Origin of the sequence: Falsiruegeria mediterranea M17 (genome assembly GCF_900302455.1) — a bacterium.
Lineage (GTDB): Bacteria > Pseudomonadota > Alphaproteobacteria > Rhodobacterales > Rhodobacteraceae > Falsiruegeria > Falsiruegeria mediterranea.
In genome coordinates this window covers 1-16,701 of sequence record NZ_ONZG01000003.1, presented here as the reverse complement: position 1 = coordinate 16,701, position 16,701 = coordinate 1, and the positions used below count along the sequence as shown (strand labels likewise).

The window sequence follows — 16,701 nt, the reverse complement described above, 5'->3', positions numbered from 1 at the left end:
CGGCACGTGACGCGCCGCCCGGTGTTTCGTTCGTTACTGTGACGCCTTGAAGGCATCGACGATGGCTTTGCCCTCGTCACCGGCGGCTTCGAGCCACTCGTTGGTCATGGTAACGCCGATTTCCTTCAGCTCGCCGGTCATCTGTTCAGACGCCGGACCAACGCTCATGCCACCGTCACGCAGGCCTTGCAGCGTGAAACCGGTGTATTCCTTGGCGCGCCAGTTGCCCGCATACTCCGCCAACTCGGCACAGCCTTTGATGACATTCTTGTGCGCGTCGGCGGTTTCAGCCCACACTTCGGAGTTTACCATCACATAGTTGCGCGGCAGCCAGGCATCCACTTCGTAGAAGAAGCCCAGGCTTTCCCAAACTTTGCGGTCGTAACCGGTTGAACCCGACGAGACCATGGATTCCGCCACACCAGTGGCAAAGGCCTGGCTGATTTCAGCCGCTTCGATGGTCACAGGCAGCATGCCTGTCAGTTCTGCCAGACGCGAGGTGGCGTTGTTGTAGCTGCGGAACTTGATACCTTTCATTTCGGCAACCGAGTTCACCTCGTTCTTGAAGTACAGCCCCTGCGGCGGCCACGGAACAGCATAGAGCAGTGTCAGGTTCTGCTCGGCCAGCAGCTTTTCGATCGACGGCTTGGCCGCTTTCCACAACTTCGCACTGTCATCAAACGAGGTGGCCAGGAACGGGATCGAGTCAAAGCCGAAAAGCGCGTTTTCGTTCTGGTGACCCGACAGCAGTCGCTCGCCAATCGGGGCCTGACCAGTCTGGATCGCGCGCTTGATATCGGCGCCTTTGAACAATGAACCCGACGGGTGGGTCACGATTTCAATTTCGCCACCAGTGCCGGTGGTCACGCATTGGGCAAACTCCGCACCGGTCGCCGAGTGGAAGTTCGACGCCGAATAGGCCATCGGCATGTCCCAGGTTTCCGCCACAGCCGGCAGTGCACTGGCCGCGGTCAGCGCTGTAGCAGCCATCAGGTTGGTAAAGGTTTTCATTATCTTCTCCCTTGGTTGGACTGTCTTTTTTTGGTTCTATCCGGCCTTCGTATAGCGGGCCGGTGAATAGATGCTCAGATCAATGTTGGGCGCTTTGCCCGAGATGAGTTGCGCCAGGATACGGCCCGTCTTGGGCCCGCCGGTCAGGCCGATATGGTGGTGCCCGAAACCAGTGTAGGCCCCTTTTAGGTGCGGCAGCTCGCCAATCACCGGGATCGAATCCGCCGGTGCGGGACGATGGCCCAACCATTCGGTCACATGCGACGCCCGCAGCCCCGGAAACACTTTGCTGGCATTGCGACGCAGCAGATCCAGCGGCGCCTCGGACGGGCCAGCCTCCAGCCCGCCGAACTCAACGGTGCCGGCCAAACGCAAGCGTCCCTCCATCGGGGTGGCCACGAATTTATACGCCGCGACCATGACAGGTGTCTTGGGCATCACGGTGGGTTCCCAGAATTCCAGATGATAGCCGCGCTCGGCCTCAAGCGGAACGTCGATCCCCAGTTTTTTCGTTAGTGCCCCGGACCAAGCCCCCAATGCCACGACGGCCGTATCGCATGGGATAGTCTCACCACCGGCACGGACGCCAGTAACTTGACCATTCTCACGCGCAATGTCGTCGACATCTGCGATGATCAGCTTGCCACCCTGAGACACGAAGTGATCCGCCAGGTCCTTGATATACTGCCCCGGATCGCGAATGCGTCCGTGGTCTTTCAGCCGCGCGGCAAAGCCTAGATCAGGAGAGTAAACGTCGTCAAAATTGCGGAACGCCTGCCCTTCGAGTTCGTCCCACTGGAACCCGTTCGTTTTGCGCAGGCCCCAGCCAAACGCGTCCGTGCCATAGTGTTCACGGTCATTGTAGGCAAAGATATAGTCGGTCGGCACGATCCAATGCTCGGCCCCCGTCCCTTCGGCCAACGCCAAATGATCCTGCAGGCTGTCACCTACAATGGGCGTCAAAGCCTCGGCGATCCGCCGGGTGTCATCGGCGTTGGCATGGCTCATGTATTTGGTCAGCCACGGAAGAAGTTTGGGCAAATAGCTCCACTTCAAGAACAGCGGCTGGTTGGGGCTGAACAGCATTTTGGGTGCCTTGACCAACAGGCCCGGCCCCGTCACCGGCACAATCGAGCACGACGCCAGGATACCGCCGTTGCCATAAGACGTCCCCTCGGCCGGCCCCTTGCGGTCGATGATGACCACCTTGTGCCCTTCCCGTTGCAGCCAGATCGCGGTGGAGACACCAACGATGCCCGCCCCGATCACAACAACGGTTTTGCTGTCCTGCATCACACCCCTCCTCCGGCTGTGAATTGACCTAGGTCTGGTGATTCCAATGCCGTAAGCATGTCACCTTTTTTCGATACGTCAACAAATTGTTGACAAATTGTCATCGTTTGCCATTCTCTACCCATGACCAAAACCTCTGACACCCTTGGCCCCGTTGTTTCCTCGGCCCACCTGGCCGAAGGGAGCTTTCCCGAAGTTTCCGAATTCGAATTTGGCCTGATCATCGCCAACAACGCCTTTTCGCGTTGGACCGAACGCGCCATGGCCGCGGCCGGACATCCCGAGCTGTCGGCGCTGGACGTTCTGGTCCTGCACACGGTGCGCCATCGCGGGCGCCCCAAAAAGCTGGCCGACATTTGCCTGGTGCTGAATGTCGAAGACACGCACAACGTCAATTATGCGGTCAAAAAGCTCAAGAAGTCCGGGCTTGTCAGTGACGGGCGCCTGGGCAAGGAAAAGACGGTCGAGGCGACGGATCAGGGCAATGCCGTATGCGACCGCTACCGCGAGATACGCGAAAACCTGTTGCTTAGCGCCATGAATGAACTTGGGTTTGAACCCGAGCAACTCAGCCGCCTGTCCGCGCTGATGCGTCTGATGTCCGGCCAATACGACCAAGCTGCACGCGCCGCGACGGCGTTCTGAAGCTCTGCGCCTCATGATGACGCCCTGACGGCAAATCGCTTTATCTTGTCCAGATCAGGTCGAGCGCCCAGACCCGGAGTATCCGGCACGATCACCTGACCGTTTTCCACTTGGAAAGGCGTTTCCAGGATATCCTCGGTCAGGAAATAGCTGGCCTGATAGAATTCGCACCCCAGCGTGATCTCGGGCGTAGCCGCAATCATGTGGGTGCCCGCCAGATGTGCCAAACCAGCCTCAAACATATCACCGCCATAAGCCATCAGCCCATTGGCCGCCGCGATCCGGGCGACCGACTGACCCCGAACGAGGCCGCCCGACTTCATGATCTTGATCGAGACGCCATCACAGATCCCTTCGCGGGCAGCACGGACCATGTCCTCGGGCCCAAACACGCTCTCATCCGCCAATAGGGGCACATCGGTCATCCCACGCAGTTGGGCCATCATATCGTAGTGGTGAAAACGCACAGGTTGTTCGATAAAATCGGGCTGAAACTGCGCCACATCCAGAACCCGCGGGATCGCCTCTTCGACTTCGAGACCCTGGTTATAATCGACGCGCACGCCAAATTCAGGGAAATCCTGAGCGATCCGTTCTAGGCGCATCACGTCAAACGCGTGATCCTTGAACCCGGTTTTGAGTTTGATGAGGCCAACGCCATCCGCCCGCAGACGCTCCATCAGGGCGATATCTGCGTCGAAGTCCGGATTTGCGATGGAACAGCTAAGCGGAATGGAGTCGCGGCATTTGCCGCCCAGAAAGGCCCACACTGGCAGGCCCGTGACTTGCCCCGCAAGGTCCAAAAGGGCAGATTCCAGCGCCGCCTTTGCCTCGGTGCAATGGGCCACCGCGCGCTGCGCCTTGGCCATGATTGCCGGCTGATCGCTCACCTTTTGACCAACCACCAAAGGGCGCAAATAACGATCAAGCGCTGCAAATGTCGCCTCGGGCGTGCCTGTGAACACCGACCACGGCGAGGCCTCGCCAAATCCCTGATCACCACTTTCCGAGGTCAGGCGCAACACAACGATCTCACACGATCCCTCGACCCGACCGATCCCATGGTCACGTGCCGAAACAACCGGCACGGCCAAATGCCAAACATCAAACCCCGTAATGGTTTGCGACAAATCCGACATGCAGCCCCCATCCTTTTGCGCGCCCGTGAATTTTGGGCAAGCGGAGGCATCATTTCCAATACTATTTTCTACCCAACCCATAAGTCAGAATGATATAGTTCCCGTATGAACGCTTCATTTCGTCAGTATCAGGCCTTTCACGCTGTCATCGAGACCGGCACCGTCACCGGGGCGGCTGCCCAATTGGGCATCTCGCAGCCCGGCATTTCGAACCTGTTGAACCAACTCGAACGGGCTACGCGGCTAAAGCTGTTTGAACGCAACCGGGGTCGCCTGGTCCCAACACCTGAGGCCGCCTTGTTGTTTGATGAAATCGACACGTTGGTGCGCGGTTTGGATCACGTGAACCAGGCGGTGATCGACCTGCAAAACCAGCAGGCCGGGCAACTGCAGATCGCCACCAACCATTCGTTGGCGTTTGGCTTCATGCCGTCGCAGTTCCGCAAATTTGCCGAAACCCGCCCCAACCTGACCATCTCGTTCCAATCACAGTTTTCGACCCGTGTCCAAGAATGGGTGATGGCTGGTCTGTTCGAGATTGGGATCTGCGAACTGCCCCTGCGCCACGACGGGCTTGAAGCCCGCAATTACTACTTTGAAACGCTCTGCGCCGTGCCCGAAGACAGCCCTCTGGCAAAGCATGACGTGCTGACTCCCAAGATCATGGACGACTATCCTTTCATCGTCATCGGCTCCGAGCACATGGTAAATCGCCGCGTCCGCGAGGCGTTCCAGTCCCACAATGCGAAATGGCGGATCACCTGCCACACCGATCTGTTCCGCAATGCCCTGAACTTGGTGAAACACGGGTTCGGCGCCACCCTGATCGACCCTTTCACGCTGTCCAGTGACGACGGCCAGGGCTATGTCCTGCGCCGGTTTGAACCGCGCATCTTGCTGGACATCGTCATCGTAACTGCCCGCGACCGCCCGATTTCCGCCATCGGGCGGCAGTTCATGGACCAGGTGTCGGAGCAAATGGAACAGATGGCCGTGCACCCCGTTCGCAAGTGAACGTCACTTGATGACAGCCGAGTTGGCGAAACGTTCAATTTCGCTCTTGTCCTTCGTTTCGGAAAACCATAAACGGGTCAGCGGAGACGTGGCCGAGTGGTCGAAGGCGCTCCCCTGCTAAGGGAGTAAACCAGGAATGGTTTCGAGGGTTCGAATCCCTTCGTCTCCGCCATAATCTCATGGCAAAGCTATTCCCTCACAATTCAATGAGTTAGGTGAGATTGGAAAAGCCGAAACACACGCAGTGACTACACGCGCTGACCACATCTGTCACCAGATGCGCTCGGCTCCACCGAGGCTGGCTTACCTCTATGATAAGATACCCGACGCGCGACAATGCCAGACGGGACGTGTTCGACTACATCGAGCTCTTCTACAACCCGAAACGCAAACACACGAACAACAGCATGCTGTCGCCCGGTGACTATGAGAACAAACAGCGCAAACCGAAGCAGGCGGGTGTCTCGGAAACTTGGGGCACCACATTCAAAGTGGGCATCCTGCAACGCTTGAATACCATCGACGAAAATGTCAGTTTTCCGAAGATCCTAACTACTGTTCCGTAGGCTGGCAGCCGCTTTCGCGCTGAGAGACAAGGAGCATGGCGGCGCGCGCGGTACAGGCCATCGCTCAAACCAGATCATCAGCGACCCCAGTCGCTTCAACGCTTCATTGTAAGCCGATCAGCTCGTGGCCTTGTACTATGTGTGCACCTAGTTGCTCATGCCTCCCAGCTATCATTCTGGATTCACGCAGTGGATCCCCAAACCAACTTGTGCACCAAGGCCCATCTTCGCATCAATACAGGATCGGCCAAGAAATATCGCCGCCGACCGGCACCTGCGGCGGCCCGAGATCGCGTGCATCAGGGGCATACAGCCGCGCTTTGCCGAGCCGCGGTCGAATGTGGCAGAGCTCTGGCGACAGGGCCCTGAAAACCGGCGCAAGATTATCGCCGCGCGATAGATCGACGAAGAGCAGTCGGCAGTTCTTTGACAGCAGCGCTGCGACGCAGTCATCAAGTGTCCAGGATGCCTGATCTGTCTGGAAAGATGGCCCTTCTGGTGCTTTGTTCGAAAAGGCTGGCAGCTCAAAGGCGTTGACCTGATCGACCCAGATCTTAGCCGCTACATCGTCATCAACATCACGCCAAGGCGGAAGAGAGGTTTCGGTCGCCAGCATCTCTATGGTGGCCGCCAGAGCCGCTTCCGGCAAACTGGGCTTGGCCGCAAACCCAAGCGCGACAACCGCCCCGTCCGGCTCGTATGATGCTGCCGCGACGACAGGTACTTCGAGGTCGGAGGTGATGTGGAACATTCGAAAGAGACGTGATCGCGCCTCAAGATGGTCGCGTAATTCAGATGATGCGCCAAGGATGCCGGGGTCAAGGCATGGGCGTCGCCTTTGAGCATACCACCAACGCCCCACGGCATCCCGTTCGATCAGCTCCAGCAGCGCCGCATGTTTGGCCGCTTCCTCAGATGAGCCGCAGGCACACCCATTGCTGTCAGCCACTGCAACGGCTGCCGTGTCCCCTGCTTCGCGCCGCCCGATCAACACGACATCGGCCGGCACAAGAAGCCGATTGCCCGTTTTCGCGTCCTCCGCCTCGATCCACTCCAGAGGCGTGTCATCCGCACTGGCCTTGGTGATCCAATCCTGACCGGCGAAACGCTGGTTTTCCTGATCGCGAGCTTTGATCTGAGCCGACGAAAAACCCAACAGCTCCTCCGGCGGGATAGCCTGAGCCTGAATGTCCTTCGCCGCCGCGCGGATCAAAAGTTCGTCGCCCCAGACACAGCTCTTAAGCAACTCCACAGCCTCGCCGATGGCACTGCGCCGACTGGTCGCTTCTGTCAGGCCGCAGCCATTGGCGGCCCGCCCGGAAGCAGGCATCGCAGCCGACGGGAAACTTGGCCAGCGTTGAAGTGCGCGCGCATTCGGCAATGCTGCACAGATATGAACCGGTGTTGCGCTCGGCATGGAAACCACGTCAAAGAACGCTTCATAAGGACCAAGTCGCCATTGATCTGGGCGGACATCCTCGCAGTTCTGCACTGGTTCGTCTATCATGGATGCATCTGGTCCGTTCCAAGGTTGCTGCATGCAGAACAACCCACAACTTCTTGTCATCATGTGCGCCGATCTGGTGGCTTATAGTCGGCACATGGCGCGTGACGAAGTGTCCACGATTGCCTTTCTGGAGCGGAATTTTGCCCGCGCGCGCCGGGCGACTATGCGGTTTGGCGGGACTCTGGTCAAGACAACCGGAGATGGCTGGATCTCCCTCTTTCCGAGTGTAGGCAATGCTGTGGATTGCGCCCGCCTGTTGCATCGCCAGGTCCACCGGCAAGAGAAAACACCACCATCCCTGTTTCGTATTGGTCTTCACCTGGGCGAAGTCCGGATGGAGGGGGACGATGTTTTCGGGCATGCCGTAAACATCGCCGCCCGCCTGCAGACCCTCGCTGAACCGGGGGGTATCACCGTATCGCAACCTGTCACGGCCTTGTTGAGAAATGCTTCGGGGTACAAGCTGGAGTCGATCGGACGGCCACTTCTTAAGAACATAGGCGACGATCAAAGCGTCTACCGTCTGGTTGAAGGGGCGGATCAGGACAGACCGGAAGAAAGGCTACGTATCGACATCCTCGGCGGTGTGCGGATGAAGAGGCCGGGTGGCGAGGTGCTGTCAATTCGTTCGCCACATGCTTTGGCGTTGATCGGAGCACTTGCGCTTGATCCCGATGGCCCGGTCCAGGCCAGCCGTATTGCCGCAATGCTATGGCCGCAGAAGGAGCCGAAAAAGGCCCACGAAGCGCTTGCGCGGACGCGAAAACTGGCCAATTCGTATTTCGGCCAAAACGCGCCCGAGATCATCCTGGCTGATGGTGTCATGCTGCGCCTCAATACCAGCTTGGTCGCGGTGGATCTTCACCAAATCGAAAAGTCGCTGATCTCTGGCGTCGTGGAACCGGCATTGCGCCGCCCGGATCGGTTGATCGAAGGGCTCGTCGCGGGACTGGACGGGATCAGCCCTCTCTTTCTGACATGGCTGAGGGTTCAACGTGCATTCTGGCGTGATCGATTGATTGCGGGATTGGAGGCCTGTCTTATACGGCACGAGGATGCGCAACCCGCGCTTCGCGCGGCGGCAGAGGCTCTCTTGCAATTCGAACCGGGACATGAGCCGGCATCGCATGCGCTGATGCGCCATTTTGCTGAGACCGGCCGGAAAGAAGCTGCGCTGCGCGAATTCAGCCGTTTGTCGGCACATCTTGATGAGATTTACCAACTCGTGCCCGGCGCCGACCTCAGCACCCTTGCCGCAGCGCTTCGCGGCTCTTCTCCAACCGAGCCGGACCGCCAAAAGACGGCGGAGGCACCCCAATTGCCGCAGGTTGCCGTTGGTGTCATCGCCCATGATGGGGATATGACACAACCAATCGCCGAGAAGTTTCGGTCCGACCTGCTGGCCAACCTGTCCCGGTTTCGGACATGGGCAGTTCTTGATCTGGCTGATGACAGTTTTGGCGGCGCAAACTACTTGTTGTCCGGACAGTGCGACACCGTAGGAAACGGCGCAAATCTCGGTCTACAGCTGGTGGATCCCCAGACCCGCCGGATCGCGTGGAGCGCGTCCTACGCCATCTCTGCCCCTGATTGGCGCCGCGTCCAAAGCCAGGTCGTTGGACGGATCGCCGCAGCGTTGGAGGTCTATATCTCTGCAGACCGGCTGGCCCAAAGCCTGAGTGCAGCGCCGACGAATACCGCGGATTACGACGGGTGGTTGCGCGGCGAGTCGCTGTTGCTGCGCTGGACACCAGAGGCGGACGCGGAGGCCAAGGATATCTTTAGCGAGATCATCTCGCGAAGCCCGGATTTCGCCCCGGCTCATGCCAGCCTGGCAAGCATACACAATGTGCGCCATATCTTGTTCCCTGGCAGCCCGTTCTCGGCCGAAGACGCCAAGGCGGCGCGGGTCAATGCGTCTCTTGCTGTGGAACTCGATCCGATGGATGCCCGCAATCACCTTGCGCTGGCCTGGTCCGCTGCCCTGACAGGCGGCTTTGACGAGGCGGCGGTGCATCTCGATCTGGCAGTGTCGCTGAACCCTTACAGCCCGACCACCACGATTTCCGCCGCGATGGGATATGCTTTCCTGGGCGATCATCGGCGGGCGGCACATGTACTGGACGAAGCGATCGCACTTGCGCCGATGTTGCGCCCGCACCAATGGTGCTATGCGGCGGCCATCCACTTCCTTGGGGGCCAGGATGCGGCGGCGGTCGAAGCAGCGCGGCGATCGGGCGACCAGATCGTCGACAATCAGGGCTGGCTTGCTGCGGCACTGGCCCGCCAAGGCAAGACCTCCGCGGCGCAGGAGGCATTTCGCCAGCTAATGGTGGAACTGGCCCCGGTCTGGGCTGGCCCGCGCCCGCCCGAACCGGAGAGCGTGCATGAATGGTTCACCTCGGCCTATCCGATCCGCGCAGAAAAAGACCGTCGCGCCGTCTCGGAGTGCCTGCGTCAAGCGATGCAAGTGCAACCCACGCCAGAGGTCAGCGACAGCGGCGATAGGTAATTGTACCCAGCAGGTACTTCCGGCGATCCTCGCTGTCAGTCGCGCCGAGATCGGTAATCACGGTCGACAAGTAGTTGTTCGGCTCCAGCAAATCGTTGTTCCCTTCCGAGATGGCGATGTTCATCTGCTCAAGGGCCGCTTGGTCATTGTCTTTCACGCCATTCAGCTTGACCTTTTTCGCCGGGGGGCCAGCCTGATACTGATAGATTCCGGCATTTTCGTTCTCGATGGACATCACATTGGCGTCGCCCTTGTATGTAACGTCGCAATCATCGCAATTGTTGATGATATATTGGATCGTCTTGTTGACGACTTCATCAGGCGTCAAGGACGGATCCATAAAATGCTCGTTGAACACCTCTCCCAGCTTTTTCATGCCGAACTGGCGTTGCGCGACGTCGCCAATCTTACTTCGGTCGAATACCACAATATCAGCCATTGAAATTCCTTTCGGGTTGGGGGCAATCCGTCACGGATTGCCGGAAAATGCCAATCTTACCAAATCACTGTAGACGAATTTGTCTGTCGACTTTCCGCCGAACGCCGGGTCAGGCGTGAAGGGCTGCAGCACACCATTGACGATCATGCCCGAGCCGCTGGCCTCGATGGCCGCGCTCAGCGTTTCGGCGACAATGCGGCCACCAAGCGGGCCCAATCGGTCGCCGTCGCTCTTTACTGCCGCTTCGAGCAGGGTGTAGATCCAAAGTGGGGTATGATCGACAAACCGACTACCCACTGGGCCTTCTTGCATGATTGCCGTCGCTGCCGGGTTATCCGGTATGTCCAATTCAGCCGCGGACAGGATCGGGATCTGGCAGGGCGATCCGGCGTTCACCAACGCCGTTTGTACGTCTCCGGCAAGCACCTGCCCACTGGGCAGGCCCATCAAGCCGCCGCTGATCAGTGTCCGCCGGGCGAGGTTCAGGCGACCGGACTGGGCACCATTGCAGGGTTTGTCATGGACGCTGGGCTGAAACAGATAGCCGGGCAAGCAGAAAAGCGCATCCTTCCAGGCTGTCCCGATACTGGTCGCCTTGATTGATGTCACGCCTTCTGTTCCCAACATGTGCCGCCAGTCGGTTGTCCAGGTCTGCAACAATTGCCCATTGGTCAGGTCTCCTCCGTCAAAGGAGAAGTCAAGCAGGTCTGACGCCAGCGCACTCATAACGGTTTTGTTCGGGTTGACCGTATTCCAGGGGCTGTAGTTGTCCCGCCTCATGGCATGACCAAAGCGAAAGATCGCGCCGGAAAACTCCGGCGAGACATAGAACGGATCGGGCATCCCGCCCCCGGCCGACGGCGCCACCCATACGCGCCCGTTCACCATCACATCGTCATAGGTTTTCGGATCGACAAGCCGCACCAGATAGTCCTGCAACACAACCGACTGGAAATGCCTCAGCACGATCCGGCGGACCTCTTCGCCGGTCAAAACGAGCGGCTTCAAAATACTTATTGCGGCCTGCGCGAACCTCGTGATCGCCACTTGCGTCTGCGACAGCGTGAGGTTCTGATCGTTGCGCGGATCAAGTATCAGGGCGCGACCGCTGTCCATGCGAGGCAGATCGTCCAGCCCGCTACCGGGAAAACCGGGCCCCGAGTCCACAATTGTCTGGTTGAGCGGCAGACCCTCTTCCTCTTGAACATGTGTTGGAAGGTTGCGGGGGAAACCCAGCGGGCGCTTGAAGATCGTCTTAAGATCGATCGCGCTATCGATGAGGTCGACAGTCTGTGGCGGACCGGACGCATCTGCCGGATCCCAGAGGGTCATCTCATGCGCCAGGAATTGCCCCAGATAGGTATAGGCCGATGGCATGTCTTTCATCAGTGTTGGCACGGGCGGAGGCGGTGCAAATCCGTAGCTGACAAGCAGTGCCTCCCCAAGACGACCGAGGCGCTCCAACGTTTCCGGATCCACCGGCGGCGCCGCCGCCATTGCGCGCTCGTATGTCCGGACGGGCGACGTACGCAGCACTTCTCTTACCGACCGGTTTCTCTCGTCCGGGGGTGACATTTCCAGGATCATGCGGCCGATCTGTTCGGCAACATTTTCGTTGATGCGCAGGTGATTTCCGGCCCCTGTTTCGACCAAGTCAAGCAGCAGTGGAGCGTCAACGTCATTCGCGATGCCGTCCGGTCCGAAAAAATCCGCCTCCAGGTTGCGGTCCCCGTTCTCTCGTGGCTCCCGCAACACAAGACGATAACCAGCTCCGTGAAGAGATGCGAGGTTTACCATGCAATAATACCCTTCTGGTTAGGAGGGTTTGAAATAAATAGGAATAAACAATAACAGGACCAACGCCCCCCCGACGTATAGCCGTGCATTCTTGGATATGATGCGGTTTAGTTTCCCTTACGTCAATCGTGCAGTTTCCGTGTCGCCCGTCGGCGCCTCGGGTTCGTTACTGAGAATGCTCGTGTTGGTGCCTTCGCATTATTGCGGTTTGAAGGACCCCTGGGTGTTTCAATTTATGCAAGTGGCCAGCACGGATACAGGATGATCAAAGCCAATGAGAACTTGATGAAATACTGTGCGCAACAAAGACTCCAAGTGCCTTTCATTGCGTCCCACCTGAGCAGCAACGCGGCAGCTTTATTATTTTGACGGGTCTTCTGGGAGAAAACGGTCTTGGCTCGTCGCCTGTTTGACTACTCAGAAAACCACATTCCATTGGTATCGGTCATATCTTCAGATCGAGGCGGGGCTTCCAAAATGGCCGGAAGAGTTCAATCTTCGGACATCGGTTCATCACAACTTTGAGGCCGGCATCCTCGGCAAGTTGTGCTGCTTTGTCGTCGTAGACGCCGATCTGCCCCCAAAGAACCTTGGCTCGGATCGCGATGGCCTTCTCGGCAAAGCCATAGAGTTCTTCTTTGGGGCGGAAGACATCCACCATATCAACGGGTTTGTCGATCTCTTCCAGTGAATGATAGACCTTAAGGCCTCTGATCTCCTTGACGTTCGGGTTGGGATTCACCGGCAGAATATCGTAGCCAATTTCGCTGAGCTGCCGCAGAACGCCATAGCTGAATTTTGTTTTGTCGGCGCTTGCGCCCACCATTGCAATGGTTGTGACCGACTTCAGGATGTCAGCAAGGTAATTGGGGTCATAATCGTAGATATGGTCGATATCTGCTTCGGGCATCGGTTAACCTTCCTTCGGCGTCGCAATGTCTGCCTTGAGTTCGTGGGGTTTGAGAGGGTCTAGAAACGGATTGCGGTAGAGCTTGTCATGGCTCTCGACCCCGATATCCAATGTGATGTCCGACGTCGCCCGCGCCACGCAAAGGATCACGTAGCCGTTGGCGATCTGCCGATTGTTGAGTGCGACCTGTCGGCGCTGATCCACCGTGCCTGTTTTCAATTTCGCGGCACAGGTAATACAGCCGCCATATTTGCAGCCAAAGGGCAGATCAACACCCTGTTCGCGTAACGTATCCAGAAGTGGGCGCCGCGCATCGACTTCGAATGTCGCGCCATCCCTGTTGGAGATTGTCACAGTATGCGTTGTCATAGCCAAATGTCACTTGTGCAATCACCGCCCGGATACCGGCTCTCGTGGCAGCGCGAGGGGCCATTTGGCTCTTTCCCAAAGTCCACGATAAAGTCTTCGTTGATCTTCATGCCGCCGTTTTCAGGATCGCAATCAATCATGACCATCACACCGCCTTTTTCTCGGATCTCGGGATAGAACTGGTTGTCCCAAGTCGAAAACAGCGACGTAGTGACATAGAGTCTGCGTCCGTCGAGAGACAGCTGGAACATCTGCGGCCCACCGGCGACCTCAACCCCATTCACGATTGGCGCTTTGCCTAAAAGCCCACCCATGAACACCTGGCCGGTCAATTTGGGGTTATGCGGATCACTGATGTCGTACTGGCGCATGTCGCCATGTAGCCAATTGTTGAGATAGAGATATTTGTCGTCCATCGAGATCAGGATCGCGGACATCACTCCTGGTAGCGGGATTGGCCATTCCGGGTGCATCTCATTCTCGACGTCGATGATCTTTTCCCACTTCCACGCGTCGTCGCTGTCCTTCCACCAGTGAATGACGTTGGTCGACAGCGCGGCCCCGCAGAACCCGTGCGTGCTGTCGGGGTCGTGGTGAAACTTGACCTCCAATGGCAGCAGCCCGTCTTCGCCCAGATAAAAGCTTTCGATTGGTTCGCGTTTTTCGAAATCCCAGAAATGCAGTTCGCGCCCGTATTTCAGGTGTCCCACTTCTTCCAGGTCGAAGCCCGGCATAAAGGTGTTGGGCGCGGCCCATTCGGAACTCACCATCACGTTGTGGCGCGGTTGGTACCAGAAATCATAGCCGAACTTGATGTCACCCATGGAGTTTTCCCAACGGCCGACGATGTTGAATTCTTTGTCGAGATGCAGATAGCCGCCCGGAGCTTCGCCCTTGGCGTCTCCAAGGAAGGAAATGATGATCTCCGAACCCAGACAATGCACTGTATGCGGCCCTGACAGATCGGCCTTGGCCTTGATCTCGGCACCATCGACAACCTTGTGCAACCGCGGCGCGCGTGGGTCGGTGGCGGTATCAACGATATGTAGTTTGTTGGAACGCACACCAGGCAGGATCAGGTATTTACGCGACATGGATCCGTCGTCGTGACAGGACGAACACGCATTCCAGCCCATATGATGAAGCTCATCCCCAATCCCTGGCATTTCCAGTCGGTGTATCACTTGAGAATAAGTCGGGCTTTCCGGGTCCACATCTACTGTCGCTAGATAGTCGGGCTTCTGAATGCCCGTGCCTGTATAAATCGCAATCGTGTAAAGAAGTTTCTCACGCGGGGCCTGGATCGCCTCTTGCGGGCTGGCGTAGCCCGGTCCGCAACATGCACCATCCATCGTAGCACCCTCCCTTGAACACGATGACTGTATCGTATATCGAAAATACCATTATCGTATAGTGAGAAAAATGCATCTAGAACGTTTAGCGCTGATATTGGAAGTCGTAGGCCAAAAAGGGCATGCAACTGTCGCGGAAATTTGTGCGCAATCCAATCTTCCCAAGCCAACTGCCTATAGACTTGTTCAAGATCTCGTTTCGTCCGGACTGTTGCAGTCATCTGCGCGGGGGGAGTTTGCTATTGGAGCGAGATTGAAGCGTATCACCCGAAGTGATCATTCTGACCCTGCGCTTCTGGAGGTGATTGCTCCGGCCCTCGCCAAGGCGGCCGAAGAGCACGGGGCTGCTTTTTTTCTTTCTCGACTGCGCGGCAACTGGGTCGAGATTATTCACGTGGCCACGCCAAAGACAGGGGTGTCTTATCTTCACCCCGGAGTGGGCAAACGGCCTATGCACGCGTGCTCTTGCGCCAAGGCAATTGCTGCACTTTCTCCAGAGTTGCTTTCTCATGATGAACTGAACGGGCAGCTCAAGCGGTACACCGAGCACACCATTACCAGCGGAGAAGATCTGGCAAAAGAACTCGATGTCATTCGGGCCAAAGGATACGCCGAATGCGTCGAGGAGCTGGAAAGAGGTATAAGCTCTGTCGCAACAACATTGGGCAAAACAGGTATTGGTTCGACCTTGTCCATTGGCGCCACAGCCTCCGTTCGGGTCTTTACCCCCCCCATGCGGGTTAAGATCGGCCAAGCACTCACCGAAATGTCGCATGAGTTATCATCTGCCCTAGGATGGGATGGTGCAGACGCGAAAATGAAATCCGCCTAGGATAATGTTGGCTAAATCAGCGGGGAAGGTTCGTGCCATCTAGCGGCGTCGGACCGTTTTGATGCCATGAGGCGTGTTTGCGGGCAACCAAGGAGGCTAAGTATGGACGATGGAATGCGCGGGGGTTTCTTCGCAGTGAATGTCAAACCTGAGCACCGGCAGTCTTTTTTGAACGCCAGCATCTTCCAAGCACAAAGTGTTGTCAGCGAAGAGGCAGAAGTTTTCCAGTTTCAGATCATGGCGGACATGGCAAATCCCAATCGGTTCTATTTCTACGAAGTGTTCCGGGACGAAGCAGCTGTTCAGGGCCACTGGGACTCACAAGCTTTTAAGAACTGGTTGAGCACCGTCCAAACGATGCTGGATGGTGAAATCGAAATTATTGCTCGGATGCGCTCGCTTTTCCCAACGACAAAAGGGTTCGAGGCCCAAAAACCGGGCCTGCTGCAATGGTGAAACTGACCGGACGCCTGAAATTTTGGCCGCTTTGAGAAAATGACGAGATGTGGTGCCAGTCAACTTTGAGCACGATGCAGTCGTTCACTGCGCTTGGAATGAATGACTGCTTTCGGCCCAATACCGACAATCGAGAAGCCCGCATCAAGTTCAAGCTGGTCGTTCAGATAGCAAAAATCTAGTTTTCGAGATCATTCAGGGTCTGGTATCGATCCAGAATCATGGAAGCGAGCAAATAGCCCGAAACTTCACCTTCGGCGGACGAAAACGCCTCACACAACTTTGAAATAGATCGATTGTCACCCTTTCCGCACTCGTTGTTTGGACGATCCAGCAGTTGGTTCAAAAAGATCTCGGAAACCAATTCCGTTGCATAGTCAGGACTCCATCTGACTGCTCAGGTATTCACCTGTTCGGCGATAATGATCAATCAAATGCCGGGTTGCGCTGTCTGCATCGCGGTCCAGGGCTGCGTCCAGGATCTGCTGATGTTCAGCCGCGATGTCCCGTTTCTTGTAGCTCGGCCCGCCGGCTGCCAGGTAGCGGTAGCGAATGTTCAAGTCATAAAGCTGCGAGCAGTAACGCAACAGCACCGGCAGGTTCGCATTATCCAACAAAGCCATGTGAAAGGCCTTGTGTGCGTCTTCAAAAATGCTCGCCTCTTTCTGGCCCGCCTTTTTCATATGGTGGTGACGTAAAACAAGCCTGTCTTCCCAATCCTCATCTGCATTGTGTCAACGCCGGACTAAAACTGCACCATTCGCCGGAACAATAGTGCACCATTTGTTCGGTTTTGGCCGGAGCAAAAGTACACCACCGTTTCGTATTTAGGTTTGTCCTTCGTCGCGCATAGCGGAGC

The 16,701-nt window shown here is 57.1% G+C and carries 14 protein-coding genes, 1 tRNA gene and 3 pseudogenes; 8 read left to right on the top strand and 10 right to left on the bottom strand.

Annotated features, from left to right (window positions below):
* Nucleotides 1-33 precede the first annotated feature (33 nt).
* Nucleotides 34-1,011: a TRAP transporter substrate-binding protein gene (locus TRM7615_RS06095; protein ID WP_108786030.1), complete on the bottom strand. Its 978-nt coding sequence runs from the start codon at nt 1,009-1,011 to the stop codon at nt 34-36.
* Between the two features lie 36 nt (nt 1,012-1,047).
* Nucleotides 1,048-2,304, bottom strand: coding sequence for an NAD(P)/FAD-dependent oxidoreductase (locus TRM7615_RS06090; protein ID WP_108786029.1), 1,257 nt, complete (start codon nt 2,302-2,304; stop codon nt 1,048-1,050).
* Between the two features lie 123 nt (nt 2,305-2,427).
* On the opposite strand from TRM7615_RS06090, the gene TRM7615_RS06085 reads away from it, so the two are divergent.
* Nucleotides 2,428-2,949 carry a winged helix DNA-binding protein gene (locus TRM7615_RS06085; protein ID WP_108786028.1) on the top strand — a complete coding sequence of 174 codons (522 nt, stop codon included), beginning with the start codon at nt 2,428-2,430 and terminating at the stop codon, nt 2,947-2,949.
* A gap of 11 nt (nt 2,950-2,960) precedes the next feature.
* Here TRM7615_RS06085 and TRM7615_RS06080 read toward each other — a convergent pair whose 3' ends face one another.
* Nucleotides 2,961-4,088 carry an enolase C-terminal domain-like protein gene (locus TRM7615_RS06080; protein ID WP_108786027.1) on the bottom strand — a complete coding sequence of 376 codons (1,128 nt, stop codon included), beginning with the start codon at nt 4,086-4,088 and terminating at the stop codon, nt 2,961-2,963.
* A gap of 105 nt (nt 4,089-4,193) precedes the next feature.
* Here TRM7615_RS06080 and TRM7615_RS06075 point away from each other — a divergent pair, with 105 nt between their 5' ends.
* The 3 genes and pseudogenes from TRM7615_RS06075 to TRM7615_RS06065 form a co-directional block, all read left to right on the top strand.
* Nucleotides 4,194-5,102 carry a LysR family transcriptional regulator gene (locus TRM7615_RS06075; protein WP_108786026.1) on the top strand — a complete coding sequence of 303 codons (909 nt, stop codon included), beginning with the start codon at nt 4,194-4,196 and terminating at the stop codon, nt 5,100-5,102.
* An 82-nt stretch (nt 5,103-5,184) separates the two neighbouring features.
* Nucleotides 5,185-5,274 (top strand) — tRNA-Ser (locus TRM7615_RS06070).
* Between the two features lie 148 nt (nt 5,275-5,422).
* Nucleotides 5,423-5,539 (top strand): annotated as a pseudogene (locus TRM7615_RS06065) (IS3 family transposase); the annotation flags it as partial.
* A 361-nt stretch (nt 5,540-5,900) separates the two neighbouring features.
* Here the strand turns inward: TRM7615_RS06065 and TRM7615_RS06060 are convergent.
* On the bottom strand, nt 5,901-7,175 hold the full coding sequence (locus TRM7615_RS06060) for a YcaO-like family protein (RefSeq protein ID WP_165821381.1): 1,275 nt from the start codon (nt 7,173-7,175) through the stop codon (nt 5,901-5,903).
* Between the two features lie 31 nt (nt 7,176-7,206).
* On the opposite strand from TRM7615_RS06060, the gene TRM7615_RS06055 reads away from it, so the two are divergent.
* On the top strand, nt 7,207-9,687 hold the full coding sequence (locus TRM7615_RS06055) for an adenylate/guanylate cyclase domain-containing protein (RefSeq protein ID WP_165821380.1): 2,481 nt from the start codon (nt 7,207-7,209) through the stop codon (nt 9,685-9,687).
* Here TRM7615_RS06055 and TRM7615_RS06050 read toward each other — a convergent pair.
* The 5 genes from TRM7615_RS06050 to TRM7615_RS06030 form a co-directional block, all read right to left on the bottom strand.
* The gene (locus TRM7615_RS06050) at nt 9,665-10,126 is read right to left on the bottom strand and encodes a hypothetical protein (protein WP_108786024.1); all 462 of its coding nucleotides are present in this window, start codon (nt 10,124-10,126) and stop codon (nt 9,665-9,667) included. The two genes, TRM7615_RS06055 and TRM7615_RS06050, sit on opposite strands and share 23 nt — an antisense overlap.
* Before the next feature lie 30 nt (nt 10,127-10,156).
* Nucleotides 10,157-11,923 (bottom strand): peroxidase family protein, encoded by a 1,767-nt coding sequence (locus TRM7615_RS06045; protein ID WP_108786023.1) that lies wholly within the window; start codon nt 11,921-11,923, stop codon nt 10,157-10,159.
* 445 nt (nt 11,924-12,368) lie between these two features.
* Nucleotides 12,369-12,833 (bottom strand): CoA-binding protein, encoded by a 465-nt coding sequence (locus TRM7615_RS06040; RefSeq protein ID WP_108786022.1) that lies wholly within the window; start codon nt 12,831-12,833, stop codon nt 12,369-12,371.
* 3 nt (nt 12,834-12,836) lie between these two features.
* On the bottom strand, nt 12,837-13,202 hold the full coding sequence (locus TRM7615_RS06035; protein ID WP_108786021.1) for a 2Fe-2S iron-sulfur cluster-binding protein: 366 nt from the start codon (nt 13,200-13,202) through the stop codon (nt 12,837-12,839).
* On the bottom strand, nt 13,199-14,554 hold the full coding sequence (locus TRM7615_RS06030; RefSeq protein WP_108786020.1) for a selenium-binding family protein: 1,356 nt from the start codon (nt 14,552-14,554) through the stop codon (nt 13,199-13,201). Before TRM7615_RS06030 ends, TRM7615_RS06035 begins: the two co-directional genes overlap by 4 nt.
* Before the next feature lie 70 nt (nt 14,555-14,624).
* Between TRM7615_RS06030 and TRM7615_RS25910 the strand changes: the two are divergent.
* The 3 genes and pseudogenes from TRM7615_RS25910 to TRM7615_RS06020 all read left to right on the top strand — a co-directional run.
* Nucleotides 14,625-14,759 (top strand): annotated as a pseudogene (locus tag TRM7615_RS25910) (helix-turn-helix domain-containing protein); the annotation flags it as partial.
* Between the two features lie 48 nt (nt 14,760-14,807).
* The gene (locus TRM7615_RS06025) at nt 14,808-15,386 is read left to right on the top strand and encodes an IclR family transcriptional regulator domain-containing protein (protein ID WP_235824047.1); all 579 of its coding nucleotides are present in this window, start codon (nt 14,808-14,810) and stop codon (nt 15,384-15,386) included.
* A 102-nt stretch (nt 15,387-15,488) separates the two neighbouring features.
* A complete protein-coding gene (locus TRM7615_RS06020; protein WP_165821379.1) occupies nt 15,489-15,842 on the top strand; it encodes a putative quinol monooxygenase in 354 nt (117 codons plus the stop codon).
* Nucleotides 15,843-16,219: 377 nt separating this feature from the next.
* Here TRM7615_RS06020 and TRM7615_RS06010 read toward each other — a convergent pair.
* A pseudogene (locus TRM7615_RS06010) lies at nt 16,220-16,561 on the bottom strand (FCD domain-containing protein); the annotation flags it as partial.
* Nucleotides 16,562-16,701: the final 140 nt, after the last annotated feature.